Annotated in this window: 20 protein-coding genes; 5 read left to right on the forward strand and 15 right to left on the reverse strand. The window is 65.5% G+C overall.

All coding sequences use genetic code 11. From position 1 onward, the window contains the following. Positions 1–2 precede the first annotated feature (2 nt). The 3 genes from ACFOW6_RS02870 to ACFOW6_RS02880 form a co-directional block, all read right to left on the reverse strand. Complete coding sequence (locus ACFOW6_RS02870; protein WP_382420818.1) at positions 3–1,301, reverse strand: M16 family metallopeptidase; 1,299 nt, start codon at positions 1,299–1,301, stop codon at positions 3–5. Further along, positions 1,298–2,704 carry a threonine synthase gene (thrC, locus tag ACFOW6_RS02875; protein WP_382420819.1) on the reverse strand — a complete coding sequence of 469 codons (1,407 nt, stop codon included), beginning with the start codon at positions 2,702–2,704 and terminating at the stop codon, positions 1,298–1,300. Before thrC ends, ACFOW6_RS02870 begins: the two co-directional genes overlap by 4 nt. Positions 2,705–2,792: 88 nt before the next feature. Further along, positions 2,793–4,286 (reverse strand): carboxypeptidase M32, encoded by a 1,494-nt coding sequence (locus ACFOW6_RS02880; protein ID WP_382420820.1) that lies wholly within the window; start codon positions 4,284–4,286, stop codon positions 2,793–2,795. A 41-nt stretch (positions 4,287–4,327) separates the two neighbouring features. On the opposite strand from ACFOW6_RS02880, the gene ACFOW6_RS02885 reads away from it, so the two are divergent. Further along, a complete protein-coding gene (locus ACFOW6_RS02885; protein WP_382420821.1) occupies positions 4,328–4,861 on the forward strand; it encodes a hypothetical protein in 534 nt (177 codons plus the stop codon). Here the strand turns inward: ACFOW6_RS02885 and ACFOW6_RS02890 are convergent. The 9 genes from ACFOW6_RS02890 to ACFOW6_RS02930 all read right to left on the reverse strand — a co-directional run bounded on the left by ACFOW6_RS02890 (position 4,785) and on the right by ACFOW6_RS02930 (position 12,800). After that, complete coding sequence (locus ACFOW6_RS02890) at positions 4,785–5,576, reverse strand: SURF1 family protein (protein WP_382420822.1); 792 nt, start codon at positions 5,574–5,576, stop codon at positions 4,785–4,787. The two genes, ACFOW6_RS02885 and ACFOW6_RS02890, sit on opposite strands and share 77 nt — an antisense overlap. Before the next feature lie 5 nt (positions 5,577–5,581). Next, the gene (locus ACFOW6_RS02895) at positions 5,582–5,953 is read right to left on the reverse strand and encodes a DUF983 domain-containing protein (RefSeq protein WP_382420823.1); all 372 of its coding nucleotides are present in this window, start codon (positions 5,951–5,953) and stop codon (positions 5,582–5,584) included. A gap of 61 nt (positions 5,954–6,014) precedes the next feature. Next, entirely contained in the window at positions 6,015–6,848 is an 834-nt protein-coding gene (locus ACFOW6_RS02900) for a cytochrome c oxidase subunit 3 (protein ID WP_382420824.1), read from the reverse strand. Between the two features lie 59 nt (positions 6,849–6,907). Beyond that, positions 6,908–7,537 (reverse strand): cytochrome c oxidase assembly protein, encoded by a 630-nt coding sequence (locus tag ACFOW6_RS02905; protein WP_382420825.1) that lies wholly within the window; start codon positions 7,535–7,537, stop codon positions 6,908–6,910. Between the two features lies 1 nt (position 7,538). Then, the gene (locus ACFOW6_RS02910; protein ID WP_382420826.1) at positions 7,539–7,682 is read right to left on the reverse strand and encodes a hypothetical protein; all 144 of its coding nucleotides are present in this window, start codon (positions 7,680–7,682) and stop codon (positions 7,539–7,541) included. Between the two features lie 10 nt (positions 7,683–7,692). Beyond that, entirely contained in the window at positions 7,693–8,613 is a 921-nt protein-coding gene (locus ACFOW6_RS02915) for a heme o synthase (RefSeq protein WP_382421006.1), read from the reverse strand. A gap of 58 nt (positions 8,614–8,671) precedes the next feature. After that, positions 8,672–10,282, reverse strand: a complete 1,611-nt coding sequence (gene ctaD, locus ACFOW6_RS02920) for a cytochrome c oxidase subunit I (RefSeq protein ID WP_382420827.1) — start codon at positions 10,280–10,282, stop codon at positions 8,672–8,674. 23 nt (positions 10,283–10,305) lie between these two features. Next, positions 10,306–11,172 carry a cytochrome c oxidase subunit II gene (gene coxB, locus ACFOW6_RS02925; RefSeq protein ID WP_382420828.1) on the reverse strand — a complete coding sequence of 289 codons (867 nt, stop codon included), beginning with the start codon at positions 11,170–11,172 and terminating at the stop codon, positions 10,306–10,308. 272 nt (positions 11,173–11,444) lie between these two features. After that, entirely contained in the window at positions 11,445–12,800 is a 1,356-nt protein-coding gene (locus tag ACFOW6_RS02930) for a DUF3422 family protein (RefSeq protein WP_382420829.1), read from the reverse strand. 112 nt (positions 12,801–12,912) lie between these two features. On the opposite strand from ACFOW6_RS02930, the gene tldD reads away from it, so the two are divergent. Beyond that, the gene (tldD, locus tag ACFOW6_RS02935; protein WP_382420830.1) at positions 12,913–14,346 is read left to right on the forward strand and encodes a metalloprotease TldD; all 1,434 of its coding nucleotides are present in this window, start codon (positions 12,913–12,915) and stop codon (positions 14,344–14,346) included. A gap of 30 nt (positions 14,347–14,376) precedes the next feature. Here tldD and ACFOW6_RS02940 read toward each other — a convergent pair whose 3' ends face one another. Together ACFOW6_RS02940 and ACFOW6_RS02945 are read right to left on the reverse strand one after the other, a co-directional pair. Further along, positions 14,377–17,505, reverse strand: coding sequence for an efflux RND transporter permease subunit (locus tag ACFOW6_RS02940; protein WP_382420831.1), 3,129 nt, complete (start codon positions 17,503–17,505; stop codon positions 14,377–14,379). 24 nt (positions 17,506–17,529) lie between these two features. After that, the gene (locus ACFOW6_RS02945; RefSeq protein WP_382420832.1) at positions 17,530–18,633 is read right to left on the reverse strand and encodes an efflux RND transporter periplasmic adaptor subunit; all 1,104 of its coding nucleotides are present in this window, start codon (positions 18,631–18,633) and stop codon (positions 17,530–17,532) included. A gap of 176 nt (positions 18,634–18,809) precedes the next feature. Between ACFOW6_RS02945 and ACFOW6_RS02950 the strand changes: the two genes are divergently transcribed. Continuing rightward, positions 18,810–19,358, forward strand: a complete 549-nt coding sequence (locus ACFOW6_RS02950; protein WP_382420833.1) for a L,D-transpeptidase family protein — start codon at positions 18,810–18,812, stop codon at positions 19,356–19,358. Here the strand turns inward: ACFOW6_RS02950 and ACFOW6_RS02955 are convergent. After that, positions 19,348–20,115: an ElyC/SanA/YdcF family protein gene (locus ACFOW6_RS02955; protein ID WP_382420834.1), complete on the reverse strand. Its 768-nt coding sequence runs from the start codon at positions 20,113–20,115 to the stop codon at positions 19,348–19,350. The two genes, ACFOW6_RS02950 and ACFOW6_RS02955, sit on opposite strands and share 11 nt — an antisense overlap. A 188-nt stretch (positions 20,116–20,303) precedes the next feature. Here ACFOW6_RS02955 and rplU point away from each other — a divergent pair, with 188 nt between their 5' ends. Both rplU and rpmA read left to right on the forward strand, forming a co-directional pair. Then, entirely contained in the window at positions 20,304–20,672 is a 369-nt protein-coding gene (rplU, locus tag ACFOW6_RS02960; RefSeq protein WP_382420835.1) for a 50S ribosomal protein L21, read from the forward strand. Positions 20,673–20,678: 6 nt separating this feature from the next. Further along, positions 20,679–20,948, forward strand: coding sequence for a 50S ribosomal protein L27 (gene rpmA, locus ACFOW6_RS02965; RefSeq protein WP_382420836.1), 270 nt, complete (start codon positions 20,679–20,681; stop codon positions 20,946–20,948). Positions 20,949–21,018: the final 70 nt, after the last annotated feature.

Raw genomic sequence — 21,018 nt, forward strand, 5'->3', positions numbered from 1 at the left:
CCTCAGGCCCCTGCCGCCTGACGCACGTCCGACCCGCTGGCGGGTTTGAGGCGCGCGCTCACGCTGTCATGGCTTGCCACCCGCGAGATCGGGCCAAGGGTGGTCAGGGTCGGCGTTGCGGTGAGCATCCGCGCGACAAAGCGCTGGATATCCTGCTCCGTGACCGCTTCGACCTTGGCGACAAGCTCCGCCGCGCTCAGCGGCCGACCGTGGACCAGCAGCTGGCTGGCCAGATGTTCCGCACGATTGTCGCTGCGTTCGCGCCCCATCAGGATACTGGCCTTCAACTGGGCCTTGGCCCGATGCAGCTCCTCCTCGGGAATGCGCTCCTGGCCGGCGCGCAGGATCTCGTCGCAGACCACCGGCAGCAGTTCGCCGGCCTCGGCCTCGCCGGTCCCGGCATAGACGCCGAACAGGCCGCTGTCGCTCTGTCCGCCGTGGAAGGCGAAGATGCTGTAGACCAGCCCGCGGGTCTCGCGCACCTCCTGGAACAGGCGCGAGGACATGCCGCCGCCCAGCAGCGAGGAGAAGACCGCCGCGGCATAATAGTCGGGATCGTCGTAGCCCACACCGTCGAAGCCCAGCAGCACATGGACCTGTTCCAGGTCGCGCTGCAGGCGCAGGTCGCCGCCGCGATAGACGGCCGGTTCCTGCGGTCGGCTGCTGTGGCGCGGAAGGCTGCCGAAGGCCGCCGCAGCACGGTCCAGGAAATCCTCGTGATCCACCTTGCCGGCGGCCGAGAGCACCATGCGCTCGGCGCCATAGCGCTGGCTCTGGAAGTCGATCAAGTCATCACGCTGCAGTGTCTGGACAATATCGGGGCGCCCCAGCACCGGCCGGCCGATGCCCTGCTCGGGATAGGCCGTCTCCTGGAACAGGTCGAAGATGATGTCGTCGGGCGTGTCCTCGGCCTGGCCGATTTCCTGCAGCACCACGGAGCGCTCGCGTTCCAGTTCCGTGCCGTCGTGACGCGAGCTCTGCAGGATGTCGGCGATCAGGTCGAGCGCCAGCGGCATGTCCTCGGTCAGGACCTTGGCGTGATAGGCCGTCGATTCGCGCCCCGTGTAGGCGTTGAGCAGGCCGCCCACCGCCTCGATCTCCTCGGCGATGGCGCGCGCACTGCGCCGCTCGGTGCCCTTGAACATCATGTGTTCCAGCAGGTGTGCCACACCGTTCTGCTCGGGCACCTCATGGCGCGTGCCGACCCCGATCCAGACACCGAGAGAGACCGTCTCGGCCTCTTCCATGTGATCCGTGGCGACTGTGAGTCCGTTGTCCAGTTGGGAAACCTGTACCGTCATGCAGCATCCTTCGTAATTCGCGCATGACCCTGAATATAGGTCTGCAGTCGGCCGAGTTCATTGGGCAGCGTCACATAGTGCTCCCTGCGCTCGTAGAGATCCGCCAGGCGCTCCGGCAATTCGGGCCGCACGCCGGTGGCTTTGTGGACGGCGTCGGGGAACTTCGCCGGGTGTGCGGTGGCCAGGGCCACACTCGGCACCTCCGCGCGGCGCGCCTGTGCCCGGCGGGCCGCGGCCACACCAATGGCGGTGTGCGGATCGATCAGCGCGCCATAGGCCTGATATGCCCGCCGGATCTCCGCCAGGGTTTCCTCGTCGTCCAGGCGATGGCCCTCGAAGGGCATCTCGTCAAACAGCGCGGGATCGATCCGGAAGCGCCCCTCCCTGCGGAAGTCCTCCAGGGTCGCGTTCACGCGCGCACCATCGCGCTCATAGAGGTCGCAAAGCAGGCGCTCGAAGTTGCTGGATACCTGGATGTCCATGGAGGGCGACAGGGTCGGATAGACGTCCTCCACCGCCATGACCCCGTTTTCGAAGAAGCGGGTCAGGATGTCGTTGCGGTTGGAGCCGACCACCAGCCGCTCGATCGGCACCCCCATGCGCCGTGCGGCATAGCCGGCGAAGACGTTGCCGAAGTTGCCCGTGGGCACGGCGAAGGAGACCCGCCGATCCGGCGCTCCCAGGCTGACGGCCGCCTGCACGTAGTAGACGATCTGAGCCATGATGCGTGCCCAGTTGATGGAGTTGACCGCGGACAGCTGCAGCCGATCCCGGAACCCCCCGTCGTTGAACATGGCCTTCACCAGGTCCTGGCAGTCGTCGAAGGTGCCCTCGACGGCGATGTTGTGCACGTTGGGGGCCTCCACCGTGGTCATCTGGCGGCGCTGCACCTCGGATGTGCGGCCATGCGGGTGCAGGATGAAGATATCCACGCGCTCACGGTCGCGGCAGGCCTCGATGGCGGCCGACCCGGTATCGCCCGATGTGGCGCCGACGATGGTCAGGCGCTCGCCGCGTGCCTCGAGCACGGCGTCGAACAGGCGCCCGAGCAGCTGCAGGGCCACGTCCTTGAAGGCCAGGGTCGGCCCGTGGAACAGGTCCATCAGCCAGAGATCCGGATCCAGCTGGCGCAAGGGCGTCACGCTGGCATGCTCGAAACCGGCATAGGCCTCCTCGACCAGCTGGCCGAAGTCCTTCTCGATGACCGAGCCGGCCACGAAGGGAGCCATCACCCGGCGGGCCACCTCGGCATAGGGCGCCCCGGATAGCTGGTGCAGGTCGTCCGGGGACAGCTGCGGCCAGCTTTCCGGCAGGTAGAGTCCGCCGTCGCGGGCCAGCCCCGTCAGCAGCACGTCATCGAAACTCAGGACCGGCGCGCGGCCACGGGTTGAGAAATAGCGCAAGATGTCCTCTGCCTGTCTGAAGCGTCGGCTACTCTAGTCGCCGCAGGCCGGTGGCCGCAAGCCTGTCACGTGCATGGGGCCGGTAGAGTCAGGTTTCCACGTAGCGCTGACGCAAGTGGGTCTTGAAGACCTCCGCATCGAGCGGCCGCCCTGTCACCCTCTGCACCAGATCGCTGGTGTCCATGAAGGACCCCCAGGCATGCACGTTCTGCCTCAGCCAGCCCATCAGCGGGGAGAAGTCCCCCTGGGCCAGGTGCGTTTCCACCTGCGGATTCTCCCGACGCGCGGCATCGAACAGCTGGGCGGCAATCATGGCCCCCAGCGTATAGGTCGGGAAATAACCCCATTCGCCTGCATACCAGTGGATGTCCTGCAGGCAGCCCAGGCGATCCTCGGGCGGCTCGATACCGAGCAGGTCCTTCATCCCGGCGTTCCAGGCCGCCGGCAGCTCGCCCAACTCCATGTCGCCCTCGATCAGGGCCTTCTCCAGGCGATAGCGCAGGATCACATGGGCCGGATAGGTCACCTCGTCGGCGTCCACACGGATGAAGCCCGGTTCCACATGGCGATAGATCCGGGCCAGGTTCTCGGACTGCCAGACCTCGGCCGGTCCGCCGAATGTCTCGGCCAGCAAGGGCGCCAGGTAGCTGAGGAAGGCATCGCCGCGACAGGCCTGCATCTCCACCATCAGGCTCTGGCTCTCGTGCAGCGCCATGCCGCGCGCCTGGCCCACGGGCTGGTGGCGCCAGTCGACCGGAAGCCCGCGCTCGTAGAGCGCATGGCCAGTCTCGTGCAGGATGCCCATGAGGGACGAGACGAAATCGGTCTCGTCATAGCGTGTGGTCAGGCGCAGGTCGTCGGGAACGCCGCCGCAGAAGGGATGCAGCGATTGGTCCAGCCGCCCGTGATTGAAGTCGAAGCCCAGCGTCTTCATCAGGCGGCGTCCCAGGGCCTCCTGCCGATCCACGGGAAACGGCCCTTGCGGCTGGTGCGGCGCGGGCTCACGCGCCTGCCGCTCCAGCACCTGGGGCAGCACGTCGGGCAGGAAGCCCGCCAGGTCATCGAAGATCCCGTCGATCTGCGCCGAGCTGCCGCCCGGCTCGTACTGGTCCAGCAGGGAATCGTACAGGCTGCACCCCAGGGCGTCGGCCTTGGCGCGCGCCTTGTCCCGGGTCAGGTCCAGGACCTCCTGCAGGGCCGGCTGAACCTGCGCGTAGTTCGAGGCCGGCCGGGCCTCGCGCCAGATCATCTCGCAGCGCTGGGACGCGCGCGAAAGCGCATCGACCAGGTCCGCCGGCACCGCCGTCGCATGGCGCCAGAGCCGCTGCATCTCGCGCAGGTTCGAGACCTGCCAGGCATCCAGCTGCTCGCCGTCCTCGGCCGCCTGCGCCAACAGATCGCCGGTCTCCGGCGCGGTCAGCAGCTCGTGCTGCATGACTTCCAGTTCCGCGGACTGTTCCGAGCGCACCTCGGCACCACCCGAGGGCATGTTCGTGGCCGTGTCCCAGTGCAGGACGGCCAGTGCGTCCTCCAGACAGCCGTGGCGCTTGAAACGCTGTTGCAGTTGCTGATATGCGGACACTCTGTATCCTTTCCTTTGCGTCCTTGCTTTCACACAAGTAAATGGAGTTTCAGCTGTTTAACACCAAGCCCTCCGCCCGGGGCGCCGCTCAGCCGGACAGCCTCGATTTCAACTTCGACCGGCTCAAGGTCGTCTCTCACCTGGTGATCCTGGCGGCCCTGGTCTTCTTCGGCATCGCCGCCATCGTCGGCCCCTCCGGCGGCAGCGAGGAGGGCGAGATCAGCTGGCTGGTCTCGGTCATCCTGATTTCCATGCCGGGCTACCTGGTCGTCCGGCTGCTGCTGGAGCAGCGCCTGGAGAGACCGATTCTCAGGCTGACCCAGGAGGGCTTCTTCGATCGCCGGCAGGACCGGGACTGGGTGTCCTGGCCCGAGGTCGAGGAGGCCAGTCCCAAGCGCCAGCTTCTCATGCGCGGCGTCAAGATCGTGCTCAGCGACGGCAGCAGGGCCGACGTGGACATGACCTTCCTGCAGGGCACGCCGCGGCAGGTGATCGAGTTCATCCAGCAGGCCGCCCGGAAGGCCGAGGCCCGGAACCGGGAGGACGCGGACGAAGATGAAACAGCAGATAGATGATCGCCAGTGCGCCCGCCAGAGTGAACCAGGTGATGGCATAGCTCAGGTGATCGTTCTTCAGGTCGACCCTGGGTGCCTGGGCGACGGGCAGGCCTGAGGCTTCGCCGGACGCCCCTCCTGCCGGCAGCAGGGTGACATAGGCCTCTGTCACGGGCTGTTCCATGCCTGCCGCTTCGGCCATTGCCGGCAGGTCAGGCCAGAGCCATTCGTTGGCCTCGGGCCGGTTCTGGGGGCGCAGGAGCTCCCCCAGCCAGTCGGGACCGTCCCACCCCCCAAGGCGCAGGACCGCGGTGATCTCCCGGTCCCCCTCGGGCCGACGGGCGTCCGCGGCATTGGCCTCCGGCTCGGTCCCCGGCATCCAGCCGCGATCCACCAGGATCTCACGGCCGTCCTCCAGACGCATCGGGGTCAGGATGTGATAGCCGCTGCGCGACTCGTATGTCCGTGCCAGCCAGTAGATCTCGCCCTCATGGCGATAGTCACCCTCCAGCGTGACCGAGCGGTATTCGTTCTCCCCTGGTGACTCCAGCGCCGCGTCCAGCGCCATGGGCGCGGCTTCGCGGCGGGCTTCGAGGTCGGCGATCAGGCCCTCTTTCCACTCCAGACGGTCCAGCTGCCAGACCCCGAGGGACAACAGGGCAACCAGCAGCGGAAGCGTCAGCAGGGTGGGCCAGAGCCGCGGACGGAAAGAGAAGCGCGAGAACAGGGAAGCCACAGGTGTCAGTCGTACCTCTCGGTGCCGGAATCGCTTGCCTTGTGAGCATACTGCAGGGCGATCATGGTCGCCTTGAAGGGCCGCAGCAGCAAGACGGCCACCAGGGTGATCACCACGGGCCAGACGAGGGCGTGAACCCACAGGGGCGGTGTCGTCGAGACCTCGAGCAAGAGCGCGGCAGGGACCAGCAGGGCCCCCAGAATCAGGATCAGGAATACGGCCGGGCCGTCGCCGCTGTCGGCTTTGCTCAGGTCCAGCTTGCAGGAGGAACAGCGTTCGGCAACCGCCAGGAAGCCATGGAACAGGCGCCCCCGGCCACAGCGCGGACAGCGGCACGAGAGGCCGGCGCCGAGCGGAGAGACAGCCTTGTGATACATCTTCCAACTCCAGACCCGCCTGCCGGGCACGGCCGCCGGCAGGCGAGCGATTTCATCTCCCTCAGTGGGTCGGGCCGGCGCCCCACCAGTAGATGCTGACGAACAGGAACAGCCAGACCACGTCCACGAAGTGCCAGTACCAGGCCGCGGCCTCGAAGCCGAAGTGATGATCCGGCTTGAAGTGACCGCGATAGGCACGCAGCCAGCAGACCGCCAGGAACAGCGTGCCGATGATGACGTGGAAACCGTGAAAGCCGGTCGCCATGAAGAAGGTCGAGGAATAGATGCCGTCACTGAAACCGAAGGCGGCATGGCTGTACTCATAGGCCTGCAGCGAGGTGAAGAGCAGACCCAGGATCACCGTCAGTCCCAGGCCCTGCAGCAGGCCCTTGCGGTCGCCTTCGCGCAGCGCGTGGTGCGCCCAGGTGACGGTACAGCCCGACAGCAGCAGGATAAGGGTGTTCAGGAATGGCAGGTCCCAGGGATTGAAGGTGATCACGCCTTCCGGCGGCCAGACGCCTCCCGTATGCTGCACGCGCGCCTGCTGGGCCGCTTCGCCGGCGAACAGGCTGGCGTCGAAATAGGCCCAGAAGAAGGCCGCGAAGAACATCACCTCGGAGGCGATGAACAGCAGCATGCCGTAGCGCAGCCCGATCTGGACGATGGGCGTGTGATGGCCTTCGACAACGGCCTCGCGGATCACCTGGGCCCACCAGCCGATCATGGTGGCCAGCACCATCAGCAGGCCCAGCACCATCAGCCAGGCGCCATTGCCATGCATGAAGAACACCGTCCCCAGGGCCAGCACACCGGCGGCCGTCGCGCCGATCAGCGGCCAGGGACTCGGATCGACGAGATGATAAGGATGATTGGGTTTGCCGTGTGCTTCGCTCATATTCCTTCGTTCCCCCAGTCGGCACCGCCCTGCGCAGGAAGCAGCGCGCTGTTGCTCATTCAGTTCACTCTGGCCATCCGGCCCAGGTTGGCGGACCCGTCATCGCGACTGATGTCCATTTCCTCCTCCGGATCCTCGATCTCGTCAAGGCTGCGGAAAAAGGTATAGGACAGCGTGATGGTCTTCACGGTGTCCAGGTTGGGATCCTCCTCGATCGCCGGATCGACGAAAAAGCTGACCCCCATCTCCATGTCCTGGCCCGGCTGCAGCGTCTGCTCGTTGAAGCAGAAGCACTGGACCTTGTTGAAGTACTGTCCCGCCTTGGCCGGCGTCACGTTGAAGGTCGCCACCCCGGTAGCCGGCAGGTTCGACTCGTTGGTCGCTTTGTAGAAGGCTAGGCGATTCTCCCCGACCCGCACAGTCATCTCGCGCTCTTCCGCGGCGAAGCTCCAGGGCAGGTCGCCGTTCACGTCGGCATTGAAGCGCACCTTCACCAACCGCTCCGAAACCTCGGAAGCTGTTCCCTCGGCGCGCTGGGTGGTGCCGCCAAAGCCGGTGACCTGACAGAACAGCTCATAGAGCGGAACGGCCGCAAAGGACAGGCCGACCATGCCGAAGACGATCCCCGAGAGCAGCAGGGCGACCTTGCCGTTCTTGGAGGAGCCGTTCCTGTTGGACGTGGCAGCCATCTCAGCCCCCCATCCGCACGAGAGCGACGAAGTAGACCACCACGATGAAGGCCAGCAGGGCGGCAAGAACAGCCAGGTTCTTGCCGCGTTTGGCCTTGTGCATCTCCGAATCGCCGGGGCGCTTGTTCCGCTTGCCTGCCGTCATGCCGCCCCCTTCACGCCAGCGGTGCCGCGCCCAGCAGGCCCGGTGCCCGGTCCAGGATCAGCAGCGCGAACAGCAGGAAGAGATAGAGGATGGAAAACGCGAACATCTGCTTGGCCGCACGATGCGTTTCATCATGCAGGACCCTGACGGCGCAGAGCACGAACAGGCCACCCAGGGCCAGCGCCGCTGCGCCGTAGACCCATCCCGCTGTGCCCAGGATCGTGGGCAGGAGAGCCACCGGCAACAGAACCAGGGTGTAGAGCAGTATCTGCCGGCGGGTGGAGTCGGCGCCGGCAACCACCGGCATCATCGGGACCCCCGCTCGCGCATAGTCGTCGGAACGATAGAGGGCCAGTGCCCAGAAATGCGGCGGGGTCCAGAGGAAGATCAGCAGGAAGAGCACCAGCGATTCCAACGACACGCCACCGGTAACGGCGGCCCAGCCGATCATCGGCGGGAAGGCGCCGGCAGCGCCGCCGATCACGATGTTCTGCGGCGTGCGGCGCTTGAGCCAGACGGTATAGACGAAGACATAGAAGGCATTGGCCAAAGCCAGCAGTGCGGCCGCGGTCCAGTTCACGGCCAGGCCCATCAGCATCACCGAGAACAGCGAGAGCACCACGCCGAAGGCCAGGGCATCTGCCGGAGCAACCCGCCCCTGGACAATCGGACGCCCGCGAGTGCGCTCCATCACGGCATCGATGTCACGGTCGTACCACATGTTGATGGCCCCGGCCGCGCCCGCGCCGACGGCAATGCAGAGCACCGCCACACCGATCAGCAACGGGTGCAGCGTGCCAGGCGCCACCAGCAGTCCGGCCAGGCCGGAGAAGACCACCAGGGACATGACGCGCGGCTTGAGCAGGGCAATATAGTCCCGCACATCACCTTTCGCGGCTGTCTCCCGGGCCAGACCGACGGATGCATCCATCAAGAAACGCTGTCCTTTCGCTATCGGGCCGCCCCGCCAGGGGGCGGCCCTGTTTACCCTACTTGATCCGAGGCAGTTCCTCGAAGGTATGGAACGGCGGCGGCGAACTCACGCTCCACTCCAGGGTCGTGGCGCCCTCGCCCCAGTAGTTCTCTCCGACCCTGCGGCCGGCGGCCAGCACCCAGATCAGCATGCCGACGAAGAACAGCGTCGATGCGAAGGAGATGTAGGCCCCGATGGAGGAGACGAAGTTCCAGCCTGCATAGGCGTCGGGATAGTCTATGTAGCGGCGCGGCATGCCCTGCAGGCCCAGGAAGTGCTGCGGGAAGAACACCAGGTTGACGCCGATGAAGGTCGTCCAGAAGTGCAGCTTCCCGGCCCACTCCGGATAGGTGCGGCCGCTCATCTTGCCCAGCCAGTAGTACATGCCGGCAAAGATGCCGAAGACAGCTCCCAGGCTCAGCACATAGTGGAAGTGGGCCACCACGTAGTAGGTGTCGTGCAGCACCGTGTCGATGCCGGCATTGGCCAGCACCACGCCGGTCACGCCACCGATGGTGAACAGGAAGATGAAGCCCAGGGCCCAGAGCATGGGCGTCTTGAACTCGATGGACCCGCCCCACATGGTGGCGATCCAGCTGAAGATCTTCACGCCCGTCGGCACCGCGATGATCAGCGTGGCCATGGTGAAGTAGGCCTTGGTATCCACGTCCAGGCCCACCGTGAACATGTGGTGCGCCCAGACCACGAAGCCGACCACGCCGATGGCGACCATGGCATAGGCCATGCCGAGATAGCCGAAGACCGGCTTCTTGGAGAAGGTCGAGACCACGTGGCTGACGATGCCGAAGGCCGGCAGGATCATGATGTAGACCTCGGGGTGCCCGAAGAACCAGAAGAGGTGCTGGAACAGGATCGGGTCACCGCCGCCGGCCGGGTCGAAGAAGCTGGTGCCGAAGTTGCGGTCGGTCAGTAGCATGGTGATGGCGCCGCCGAGCACCGGCACGGCCAGCAGCAGCAGGAAGGCCGTCACCAGCATGGCCCAGACGAACAGCGGCATCTTGTGCAGCGTCATGCCCGGCGCTCGCATGTTGAAGATCGTGGTGATGAAGTTGATCGCGCCCAGGATCGAGGACGCACCGGCCAGGTGGAGTGCGAAAATCCCCATGTCCACCGACATGCCGGGATGGCCCAGCGCCGATGACAGTGGCGGATAGAGGGTCCAGCCGGTCCCGGCACCGCTGCCCACGAAGGCGGACCCCAGCAACAGCAGGAAGGCCGGTACCAGCAGCCAGAAGGAGATGTTGTTCATGCGCGGGAAGGCCATGTCCGGCGCCCCGATCATCAGCGGCACGAACCAGTTGCCGAAGCCGCCGATCAGTGCCGGCATGACCACGAAGAACACCATGATCAGGCCGTGCGCCGTGATGAGCACGTTCCACATCTGACCGTCGGGCTCGCCCCCGCTGGTCAGGAACTGCACGCCGGGATCCTGCAGCTCCATGCGCATGAAGAGCGAGAACAGCCCGCCAATCAGCCCCGCGATGATCGCGAACAGCAGATAGAGCGTCCCGATGTCCTTGTGGTTCGTTGAGAAGAACCAGCGGGTTATGAACCCCGGCTTGTGATCGTGATGATCGTGCGAATCGTGTGTTTCGGCTTCAGCCATCTCATTCATTCCCTGCTATCGGATCATTCGGCGCGCGCGGCGTCGGCAAGCTGTATGGGCCTGTTCTGGCCGGGCGCGGCCGCATATTCCTCGGCTGCCTGATCCAGCCAGTCCTCGTATTCCTCCTGGGAGACCGCCTTGATCATGATCGGCATGTAGGCGTGGCCCTGCCCGCATATCTCCGAGCACTGGCCGTAATAGGTGCCTTCTTCCTTGATATTCACCCAGGTCTCGTTGATGCGCCCGGGCACCGCGTCCGTCTTGATCCCGAAGGCGGGCATGGCGAAGGAGTGCAGCACGTCGCCGGCCGTCACCAGGATGCGGATATTGGTATCAACCGGCAGCACCACGGCCGTGTCAGTGGCCAGAAGACGCGGCAGACCCTCCTCGGCCGCCTCCTCATCGGTCAGCATGAAGGAGTCGAACTGGAACAGACCCTCCTCCGGATGCTCGTATTCATAGGTCCAGAACCACTGCTTGCCGGTGGCCTTGATGGTCATCTCGGAGTCGGGAATCTGGTCCTCGGCATAGAGCAGCTTGAACGACGGCACGGCGATGATCACCAGAATCAGCACCGGCACCACGGTCCAGACGATCTCGATCAGCGTGTTGTGGGTGGTCTTGGACGGTGTCGGGTTCTTGCTGGCTCTGAAGCGAACCATCACGTAGATCAGCAGGGCCAGCACGAACAGCGTGATGGCCGTGATGATCACCAGCAGCATGTTGTGGAAATCTTGCATCTGCGTCTTGATGACGGATGCGGCCTCCTGCAGGCCCAGACCCCAGGGCACCGGCTCTCCCTGTCCCTGGGCATTGGCCGGCACCGCCAGTGCCATCAGTGCATAGAACGCCGCCACAACAGTGGTGGCCCATCGAGAAACAAGCGCCATCTTATCTTTTCCCGTCTTCGCCTGAACGTGCGGACCCGGCCGCGGAAACCGCGTTTCTGGGCAGTTCCGCTTCCGGGTGATCGGCACACAAGCCGTCCGCCCCACTTTCGAGGTGCGCAACCTAGCTTACTCCCTGCCGCCTCTCAAGCGGCTTCCCGGTCTTTCACGCCTCTTTGCAGACCTCATTAGCTGGATGCCGAGTATAGCGAAAGTCCCCGGGGCTCCCGAGGTTATGCGGCGTTTTGCCGCAAAACTGCGCACGAGACTAGGTCTCAGTCCTCCTGCGCCATCTCGTCCTTGACCTCGCGCCCGATAAGGTGCCGCACCCGCCGCATGCCGAACCACACCAGCCCGGCCACCACCGGTATCGCGAGCCCCGGGGTCATGTCCAGGAAGCTGCCGGGCACGTCCAGGCCGCTGGCCTTCAGGCTCTCGGCCGCATAGGAGACCAGGCCCACGCCGTAGTAAGTGATGGCGGCCACGGACAGGCTTTCCACCGTTTCCTGCAGCAGCAGTTGCAGCTTGGCCCGGCGGCTCATGGTTTCCAGCAAATTGCGGTTCTGGCCCTCCAGCTTGATGTCCACCCGTGTGCGCAGCAGCTGGCTGGCCCGTGCCACCCGCTTGGACAGCGTGTCCAGGCGGTCGGACACCGCCACGCAGGTGTTGGCGGCCGGCGCCAGGCGCCGGTCCATGAACTCGCCGATGGTCTGGATGCCCTCGATCCGCTCCTCGCGCAGTTCGGTGATGCGCCGGCGCACCAGTTCGTAATAGGCGCGCGTGGCGCCAAAGCGGAAGTTGGTGGCCGCCGCGATCCGCTCGATCTCCGAGGAGAGATCGGTCAGCTGCGCCAGCAGCGCCTGCTCGCTCTCCAGGGCATCGCAGCGGGCGAACTCGGCCGTGATGTCCATCAGGCTGTTGCCCAGTTCCGTCAACTCCGCGCCGTGCCGGCGCGCCAGCGGCAGGCCCAGCAGCGAGAGCATGCGATAGGTCTCGATCTCGAACAACCGCTGGACAAGGCGCCCTGCCTGGCGCGGGCGCAGATGACGATCGCGTACCAGGATCCGTCCGAAGCCGTCGGAATTGATCGTGAAGTTCATCCAGGCCCGTGCGGCACCGCCGGAGACGGCGCTGCCGGCGAAGTTCTGGATTTCGAGGATCCGCTCGAGCTCGTCCGCATCCACCTCTTCGCCTTCGCCCGGATCGTCCTCCATTTCCATGTGAATGCCGACCAGGACCTGTCCGGGCAGCCGCGAAAGCCAGTCGGAGGGCACGAAGTCCATGGCCGTGTGCGCAAAGCGTTCCCGGTCGTCTGCCTGGCCGTAGGAGAAAACCTCGCCCCGGGCGAAGAAGCTGTAGCTGGTGAACTCGGTATGCCGCTCCCAGCGCAGGCGGTAATCTCCCAGTTCCACCGCATGGAAGTTGCTGCCCTCCGCCGGCGCCGGCTGGCCGTGCTTGCGGCAGAGCTCGGCCACCAGGGCACGTTCCTCATCAGCGCCGTGTTCCCCGGTCAGGAGCGCCAGGTGCGAGGCCCGCTCGTTCTTGCTCAGGTGCATGTAGGGTCGGGCATGCACCTCCGCCGAAAGTTCCTGGCGCAGCGGGTGATCCGACAATGGCAGTGCGTAACTCATGCTTTTCAAGGCCCCCCGAATGCGGAATCCTAGGATTCCGGTGCTGTTATTTGCGCCCTGCAACGCTATATCAGGATGGACGGACCGTGCCACCGAATATAAGGATTCCTTCATGTCTCTGATCGCCGAAACCGATGCGCTGTTCTTCGAACGCGCCGGCATGGATCGCGAACGCACCCAGTCCCAGGTCGACGAGGCCCTGCAGGGCGCCGACGACGGCGAGCTCTTCCTGGAGTACCGGCAATCGGAAGCCCTCGGCTGGGACGACGGCCGCCTGAAAAGCGCCTCCTTCGATACCTCCCAGGGCTTCGGGCTGCGCTCGGTCAGCGGCGAGGCCGCCGGCTACGCCCATGCCGGCGAACTTTCCGAGGACGCGCTGGATCGCGCCAGTGAAACGGTGCGTGCCGTACACCGCGGCCGTGGTGGCGTCATGGCCGAACCGCCCCAGGGCACCAACCGGCGCCTCTACAACAGCGACAACCCGCTCAATGACGTGGCCTTCGAGAGCAAGGTGGCCTTGCTGGGCGAAATCGACAGCTACCTGCGGGCCAAGGATCCGCGGGTCAAGCAGGTGTCCGCCTCGCTCGCCGGCAACTGGCAGGCCGTTCAGATCATTCGCGCCGGCGGCGAGCGCCAGGCCGACATACGCCCTCTGGTGCGCCTCAACGTCTCGGTCGCCCTCGAGGAGGACGGTCGCATGGAAACCGGCAGCGCGGGCGGGGGCGGTCGCCTGGCCTACACCGGCCTGATGGAGGAGGACTCCTGGAAGGCCCTGGCCGACGAAGCGTTGCGCCAGGCCGAGGTCAACCTGGGCTCCATCGACACGCCCGCCGGCGAAATGCCCGTGATCCTGGGACCCGGCTGGCCGGGCATCCTGCTGCACGAGGCCATCGGTCACGGTCTCGAGGGCGACTTCAACCGCAAGAAGACCTCCGCCTTCGCCGGCCTGATGGGAGAGCGCGTGGCTTCACCCGGCGTCACGGTGGTGGACGATGGCACCATGCCCGACCGGCGTGGCTCGCTGACCATCGACGATGAGGGCACGCCGACAACCCGGACCACCCTGATCGAGGACGGCATCCTGACCGGTTACATGCAGGACCGGCAGAACGCCCGCCTGATGGGCATGACGCCCACCGGCAACGGACGGCGCGAATCCTATGCCCACATCCCCATGCCGCGTATGACCAACACCGTCATGCTGAACGGCGACAAGGATCCGGGCGAGATGTTCGCCGCGGTGAAGAAGGGCCTCTATGCCGTCCACTTCGGCGGCGGACAGGTGGACATCACCAGCGGCAAGTTCACCTTCTCCTGCACCGAGGCCTACCTGATCGAGGACGGCAAGATCGGCCCGGCGGTCAAGGGCGCCACCCTGATCGGCAACGGCCCGGACGTGCTCACAAAGGTGAAGATGGTGGGCAACGACATGCAGCTCGATCCCGGCATCGGCACCTGCGGCAAGGAGGGACAGGGCGTGCCCGTGGGCGTGGGCCAGCCCAGCCTGCTGGTCGATTCCATCACCGTGGGCGGCACGGCCGCCTGAACAGGCCTTTCCGGAACGGTTGCACCCGGCCTATTCGGCCGGGTGCCCTTCTTCCCGGGCTGTGCTCACAACACTCTGGCTTTCTCTTTCCAGCTGCTTCGCCACGGCATTGCGCGAAGCCGTGAAGCGCGCCAGCAGGTCATAGAGCACCGGAACCACGAAGAGAGTCAGCAGGGTGGCCAGCACCAGCCCGCCGATCACGACCACGCCGATGGCCCCACGGCTCTCGGCCCCGGCCCCCGAGGACAGGACAAGGGGGACCGCCCCCACCACCGTCGAGATGGCCGTCATCAGGATGGGCCGGAAGCGCAGCACCGTTCCTTCAACGATGGCTTCCCGCACCGAGCGCCCCTCCTCGCGCAGCTGGTTGGCGAACTCCACGATCAGGATACCGTTCTTGGCCATCAGGCCGATCAGCAGGATGGCGCCGATCTGGCTGTAGATGTTGATCGACATGCCGGTCAGCCAGAGCGCCAGAAGCGCGCCAGTCACCGCCAGGGGCACCACCAGCATGATGATGGCCGGATGGATGAAGCTCTCGAACTGGGCAGCCAGAACCAGGAAGACGATCACCAGCGCCAGCAGGAAGGTGAAGTAGATCTCGTTCGAGCTCTCCTGGAACTCCTGGGACTGCCCCAGGTAACTCAGACGAGCCGACTCGGGCAGTTCCTCGTCGGCAAGCCCCTCGAAATAGGCGAGGGCCTCACCCAGGTCATAGCCAGAAGCCAGTGAGGCCGTGATCGTCACGGACGGCAGGCGATCCACACGGGTCAGGGACGGTGGCGCACCGCGCTCGGTCAGGGTCACAAGACTGCTGAGCGGCACTAGTTCGCCGCTGTCTGCCCGAACGAAGATGCTTTCCAGGTCGCTCGGCGTCATTCGGGCGCTGTCCTCAAGCTGCACGATCACGTCGTATTCCCGTCCCCGGTCCAGATAACTGCCCACGGTCCGCGACGCGATCATGCTCTCGAGCGTGGTTGAGATATCCTGCACGCGAATGCCCAGGTCCGCGGCCCGCTTGCGATCGATGGAAACGCTCAATTGCGGCCGGGTTTCCTTGTAGTCGGTATCCAGGTTCAATATGCGCTGGTTCTCGGATGCCCGTCCCACCAGCTGGTCGGCCCAGTTTCCCACGGTCTCGTAATCGGAGCCCCCGACAACGATCTGGATCGGCTGCTCGAAGGAGCTCTGCCCCAGTCCCGGCGGATTGACGGCGAAGGCGCGCAGACCGGGGATGGCGAGGATCTTGGGGAAGATCTCCTGCGTGATCTCCTGCTGCTTCATGTCGCGCTCGTCCCAGGGGGCCAACCCCAGGATCGTGAATCCGCTGTTGGGAACGTTGCCCCACCCGACAATGGAGAAGATCCGGTTCGCATCCCCGCGCTCATAGACCGGCCGGATGGCTTCCTCCACCTGCAGGACACTGCGAAAGGTCTCCTGCGGTGTCGCGCCTTCCGGCGCCGTGCTGGGAATGATGATGACCCCGCGATCCTCGGTCGGTGTCAACTCGTTGGGCAGCAAGGAGAACAGCGGCACCGAGAGCAGAGCCACCAGCAGGGCCACACCAAGCACTGCGAGGGGCAAGACGATCACGCGTTCCAGCAGCCAGCGATACCCACGGGTCAGCCCGTCCAGGCCGGCCTCCGTGCTGCGCATGAACCAGTTGGGCCGGCGCGTGCGGTCAGGCGCCTTCAGCCACTTGGAACAGAGCATGGGCGCCAGCGTCAGCGCGATCAGGCTGGAAAAGGCCACGGCCGCCGCCATGGTCAGGCCGAATTCCTCGAACAGGCGCCCGACGCTGCCCTGCAGGAAGGCGATGGGGATGAAGACCGCGATCAGGGTCAGGCTGGTGGCGATCACGGCGAAGCCAACCTGGCGTGTGCCATGGAAGGCGGCCACCAGCGGCGGCTCGCCCTCCTCGATGCGCCGCTGCACGTTCTCCAGCACGACAATGGCGTCGTCCACGACCAGGCCCACGGCCAGGATCATGGCCAGCAGGGTCAACACGTTGATGGAGAACCCCAGCGGCGCCATGATGATGAAGGCGCCGATCAGCGAGACCGGGATGGTCACGGCGGGAATGAAAGTGGCCCGGATCGTGCGCAGGAACAGGAAGATGATGACCACCACCAGGCCGATGGCCAGCAGCAGCGTCTTGACCACTTCCTTGATCGCCTCGCGGATGAACAGTGATTCGTCGTAGCTGGCGGTCAGTTCGACGCCTTCGGGTAGATCGCCCTGGATGGCATCGATCTCCGCCCGCACACGGTCCGACACCTCGATGGTATTGGCCTTCGACTGCCGGACGATGCCCAGTCCGATGGCCCCCTCGCCGTTGGAGCGCAGGATGGAACGTTCGCTCTCCACGCCCCGTTCGATGCGCGCCACCTCGCCCAGCCGGATCTGATAGCCGTCCTCCTGCTTCACCACCAGGCTTGCGAACTCCTCGGGATCGCGCAGACGGCTTTCCGTGCGCACGGTCAATTCGCGCGCCTCGGACTCCAGGCGCCCGGCCGGAAGCTCCAGGTTGCCGCCCCGCAGGGCCTGTTCCACATCGGATACCGTCAGATCCCGGGCGGCCATGGCCTGCCGGTCCAGCCAGATGCGCATGGCATAGCGACGATCTCCCCCGATACGAATGCGCGCGACACCGTCCAGGATGGACATGCGATCCGTCAGCGTCCGCTCGGCGTAGTCGCTCAGCTCCGAGGGATCCAGGCGGTCGCTGGTCAAGGTGATCCACATCATCGGTCGTGCGTTGGCATCGGCCTTGCGGACCACGGGGTCCTCGGCCTCTTCGGGCAGCTGCGACAGCACCCGTCCAACCGCATCGCGCACATCGTTGGCCGCAAGGTCCACGTTCTGGGAGGTGTTGAACTCGATGGTGGTCTCGGCCCGTCCATCGCGGCTTTCCGACTGGATGTTGCGGATCCCCTCGACACCGCTGATGGCACTCTCGATCACTTCGGTGATCTCGCTGTCCATCACCTGAGGGGCCGCGCCCGTGTAGACCGTGTCGATGGACACGACCGGCGGATCGATGTCGGGATTCTCGCGCACCGCCATTTGCAGCATGAAGGCGATGCCCAGCACGACGATCAGCAGGCTGATCACCGTCGCCAGGACAGGCCGCTTTATGGATGTATCCGACAGGAACACGTCCTAAGATCCCCCGCCCGCCGTCTAGACGCCGGGGTCCGGGCCGTCGCCGGACCCGACCACGCGTACCTGCGTGCCGTCCTGCAGCCGCTGCAGGCCATAGGTTACCACGCGATCGCCCTGCGAAAGCCCCGAGCGGATCTCGACCTCGCCCGGCAGGCGCGTGCCCAGCTCGATGTCCACGCGGCGCACGCTGGCGTTGTCGCCCTCGCCCTCCTCGAGCACATAGACATGCGGCCGGTCGCCCTCGGCCACCACAGCCATTTCCGGCACCAGTACGGCGTTCTCGCGCTGGCTGACCAGCAGGCGCATCGCCATGAACATGCCCGGGCGCAGGCGGCGATCCGCGTTTGGCAGGGTTGCCTCGACGCGCAACGAACGGGTCGTCGGATCGACCCGGGTATCGATGTCGCTGACGGTTCCTTCAAAGATTTCGCCGGGCCAGGCGGTCGAGGTTGCCTCCACCGGCAGGCCACGCGACAGGACGCCCATGAAACGCTCGGGCACCGAGAACTCCATCTTTATCTCCGAGATGTCGTCCAGCGTCGTCACCACGGTCTGGCTGTCGATATAGGCCCCCGGTGAAACGCGGCGCAGGCCAACCATGCCGCCGAACGGGGCGGAGATGCTGCGGTCGGCGATATCGGTCTCGATGGCGGCCGCCCGAGCATTCGCTGCCTCCAGCGAAGCCCGCAGTTCGTCGACCCGGGCTTGCGGCACGTTCTGGCTTGTCAGCAACTGGCGCGCCCGCTCCAGCTGGCGGGCCATGTCGCGGCGATTGGCCTCGGCCTCGCGCAGCTCGGCCTGCTGGCGCGTCGCGTCGAGCTCGAGCAGCAGGTCGCCGGCGGCCACCTCTTCGCCCTGTTTGAAATGGATCGCCTCGATGCGTCCGGCCACCTCGGGCACCACCTCGATGGATTCGCGGGCCTCTGTCGTGCCGACCGCCTCCACGCGCTCGGCCACGCGGCCGACCCGGACCTCGCTTATCACCACAGGACTGCTCTGATCACCGCCCGGTGAGGGATTGCCATCACTGCCGGTATCGGCGGGAAGATAAGTCTGCCAGGCATAGTAGCCCGCGCCCGCCAGAAGCAGGATGAAGGCGAGCTGAAGGAGTGTGCGCATCATGGGGTGTCTTGCACGACCTCTATACTTATCCGAACCATCCCGCCGCACCCCCGTTGCCGCTAGGATTCCTGCTTCGGGAATTGTCTGGAAATCACAAAATCTGCTGCTGAAAACTAGAGGGATTGTGTTAAACATTCCACCCAGAAAGTCGTTCCGGGGGGAATATGATGTGCAGAGTGGTGCGCAGATGTCTGATGCTGGCCGGCATCGTCCTGTGGCTGTTGCCCGGCCTTGCGGCCGGCCAGGGGGAAACGGCGGGGCAAAACGATCCGAAGACCCGGCAGATGGCCGCGCTGGAAGCCGGCGTCGACTACATCGAGGTGCGCAAGGGCGAGCGCGTTCTCGAGCTTTACCGCGACGGCGAAGTCCTCGCCAGCTATCCGATCCAGCTGGGCAAGCGTCCCGAGGGACCCAAGCGCTTCGAGGGCGACAAGCGCACGCCCGAAGGCACCTATCGCATCGGCTGGCGCAATCCCGAAAGCAGCTTCTTCCTCTCGCTGGGCATCACCTATCCCAACGAAGAGGACAAGGCCTATGCCGAACGCTATGGCGTCAGCGCGGGCGGGCAGATCATGCTGCACGGCATGCCCAACGACACGGAATACCGCAAGGAGGTCTTCAACGAGCCCAACTGGACCAATGGCTGCATCGCGCTGCGCGATCACCACATGCTGGAGATCTGGCGGGCGGTCGAGGTTGGCACGCCGATCCGTATCAAGCCGTGATCCGCAGCCACAGCAGCCCCAAAAACTCGTGCAGGGCATGATCGGCACGCTGCATGTGGCTGACTGACGGCAGCCAGGTCTCAGCCCTGCCCGGAGAGGCGTCCACCAGGCGATAGTCCGTTGGCGCCGGGATGGGCTTCAGGCCGGCCCGACCCGCCAGTTCCAGCGCCCGCGGCATATGCGCCGCCGAGGTCACCAGGATGAAGGGCACATCCCCCAGGCGGCGCGCCAGCACCGCCATCTCCTCTGCCGTATCCTGGGGGGCGGTCTCCCCATGAAGCAGAGCCTCCGGCACCCCCAGCGATACCGCGGCCCGTCTCATGGCTTCGGCTACCGCCACGGGCTCGCGCCCAGCATCGCCGGTAAAGATGACGGGAACCTCCGCGAGACCCGGCAGGCTCCGCAAGCGCAATGCCTCCAGCAGTCGCGCCGCCGCCGCCCGTCCCAGCCAGGCCGCGGGCGGCGTCCCGGCGCGCACATGATGCCCGGCCCCCAGCGCAACGATGGCCGCCGGCCGCGGTTGCCCCTCCTCCAGACCGCTAAAGGGGGTCACGCGGCTCTCCAGAGGCCGCAGCAGTGCGTTGGGCAGCCAGGGCAGGGAAAAGGCCAGCAACAGCACCGCCGAGACCACGCCCAGTCCGCGCGCCAGCCGCGGCACGTCGCCCACCTGCAACAGCAGGCCAACGGCCAGCAGCAGCGTCAGTACAAGTCCCGTCGGCGAGAGCACGGCCCCCAGCAGCTTCTTCAGGAAGAGCATCGCAGCCTTTCGGTTGAAATCTCTACCGCCCCGTCCTAATCCAACGCCTTGAACGGGTCACCTCTTCCCTGCGGAAAACAACGGGGAAAGGCGTTGACAGCACGTCTGCCAGGGTTATATTCGCCCCTCTCGCATGGAAGGCATGGACTTCCGTGTCGTTTTCTACGTCCGAACGCAGGCATTTCATCATGTACGCAGTCATCAAGACAGGCGGCAAGCAATACAAAGTCGCCAAAGACGACGTTCTCACGGTCGAGAAGTTGTCCGCCAATGCCGGGGACAGCGTCTCCCTGGACGAAGTTCTCATGGTGGGTGGCGACGGCGCCCCGAAGGTGGGCACCCCGACCGTGTCCGGCGCCAGCGTCAAGGCCGAGGTTCTCGAGCAGACGCGCGGCGACAAGATCACGGTCTTCAAGAAGAGCCGCCGCAAGCATTATCGCCGCAAGAACGGTCATCGTCAGGAATTGAGCCGGATCCGCGTGACCGATATCGTCGGCGCCGGCAAGGCCAAGAAGGCAGCGCCGAAGAAGGCGGCTGCGGAAAAGACCGAGGAGTAAGCAGCAATGGCACAGAAAAAGGCAGGCGGCAGCTCCAAGAACGGGCGCGACTCAATCGGTCGCCGCCTGGGCGTCAAGAAGTTCGGCGGCGAGCACGTCCGGGCCGGCAACATCATCATCCGCCAGCGCGGCACCAAATGGCGCCCGGGCGAGAACGTCGGTGTCGGCAAGGACTACACCATCTTCTCCCTCATCGAGGGCAAGGTGGCCTATCGCAAGGGCGCCGAGAACCGGACCTACGTATCGGTCACGCCGACCCAGGAGCCGGCCGAGTAGATCGCGGACCCTGCCGCGTTCGAGAATCCGGGGGAATGGCGTGCCATTCCCCCTTTTTCGTTCCACATCC

Origin of the sequence: Fodinicurvata halophila, from assembly GCF_042651425.1 — a bacterium.
In the GTDB taxonomy this organism is placed as follows: Bacteria; Pseudomonadota; Alphaproteobacteria; order Kiloniellales; family DSM-21159; genus Fodinicurvata; species Fodinicurvata halophila.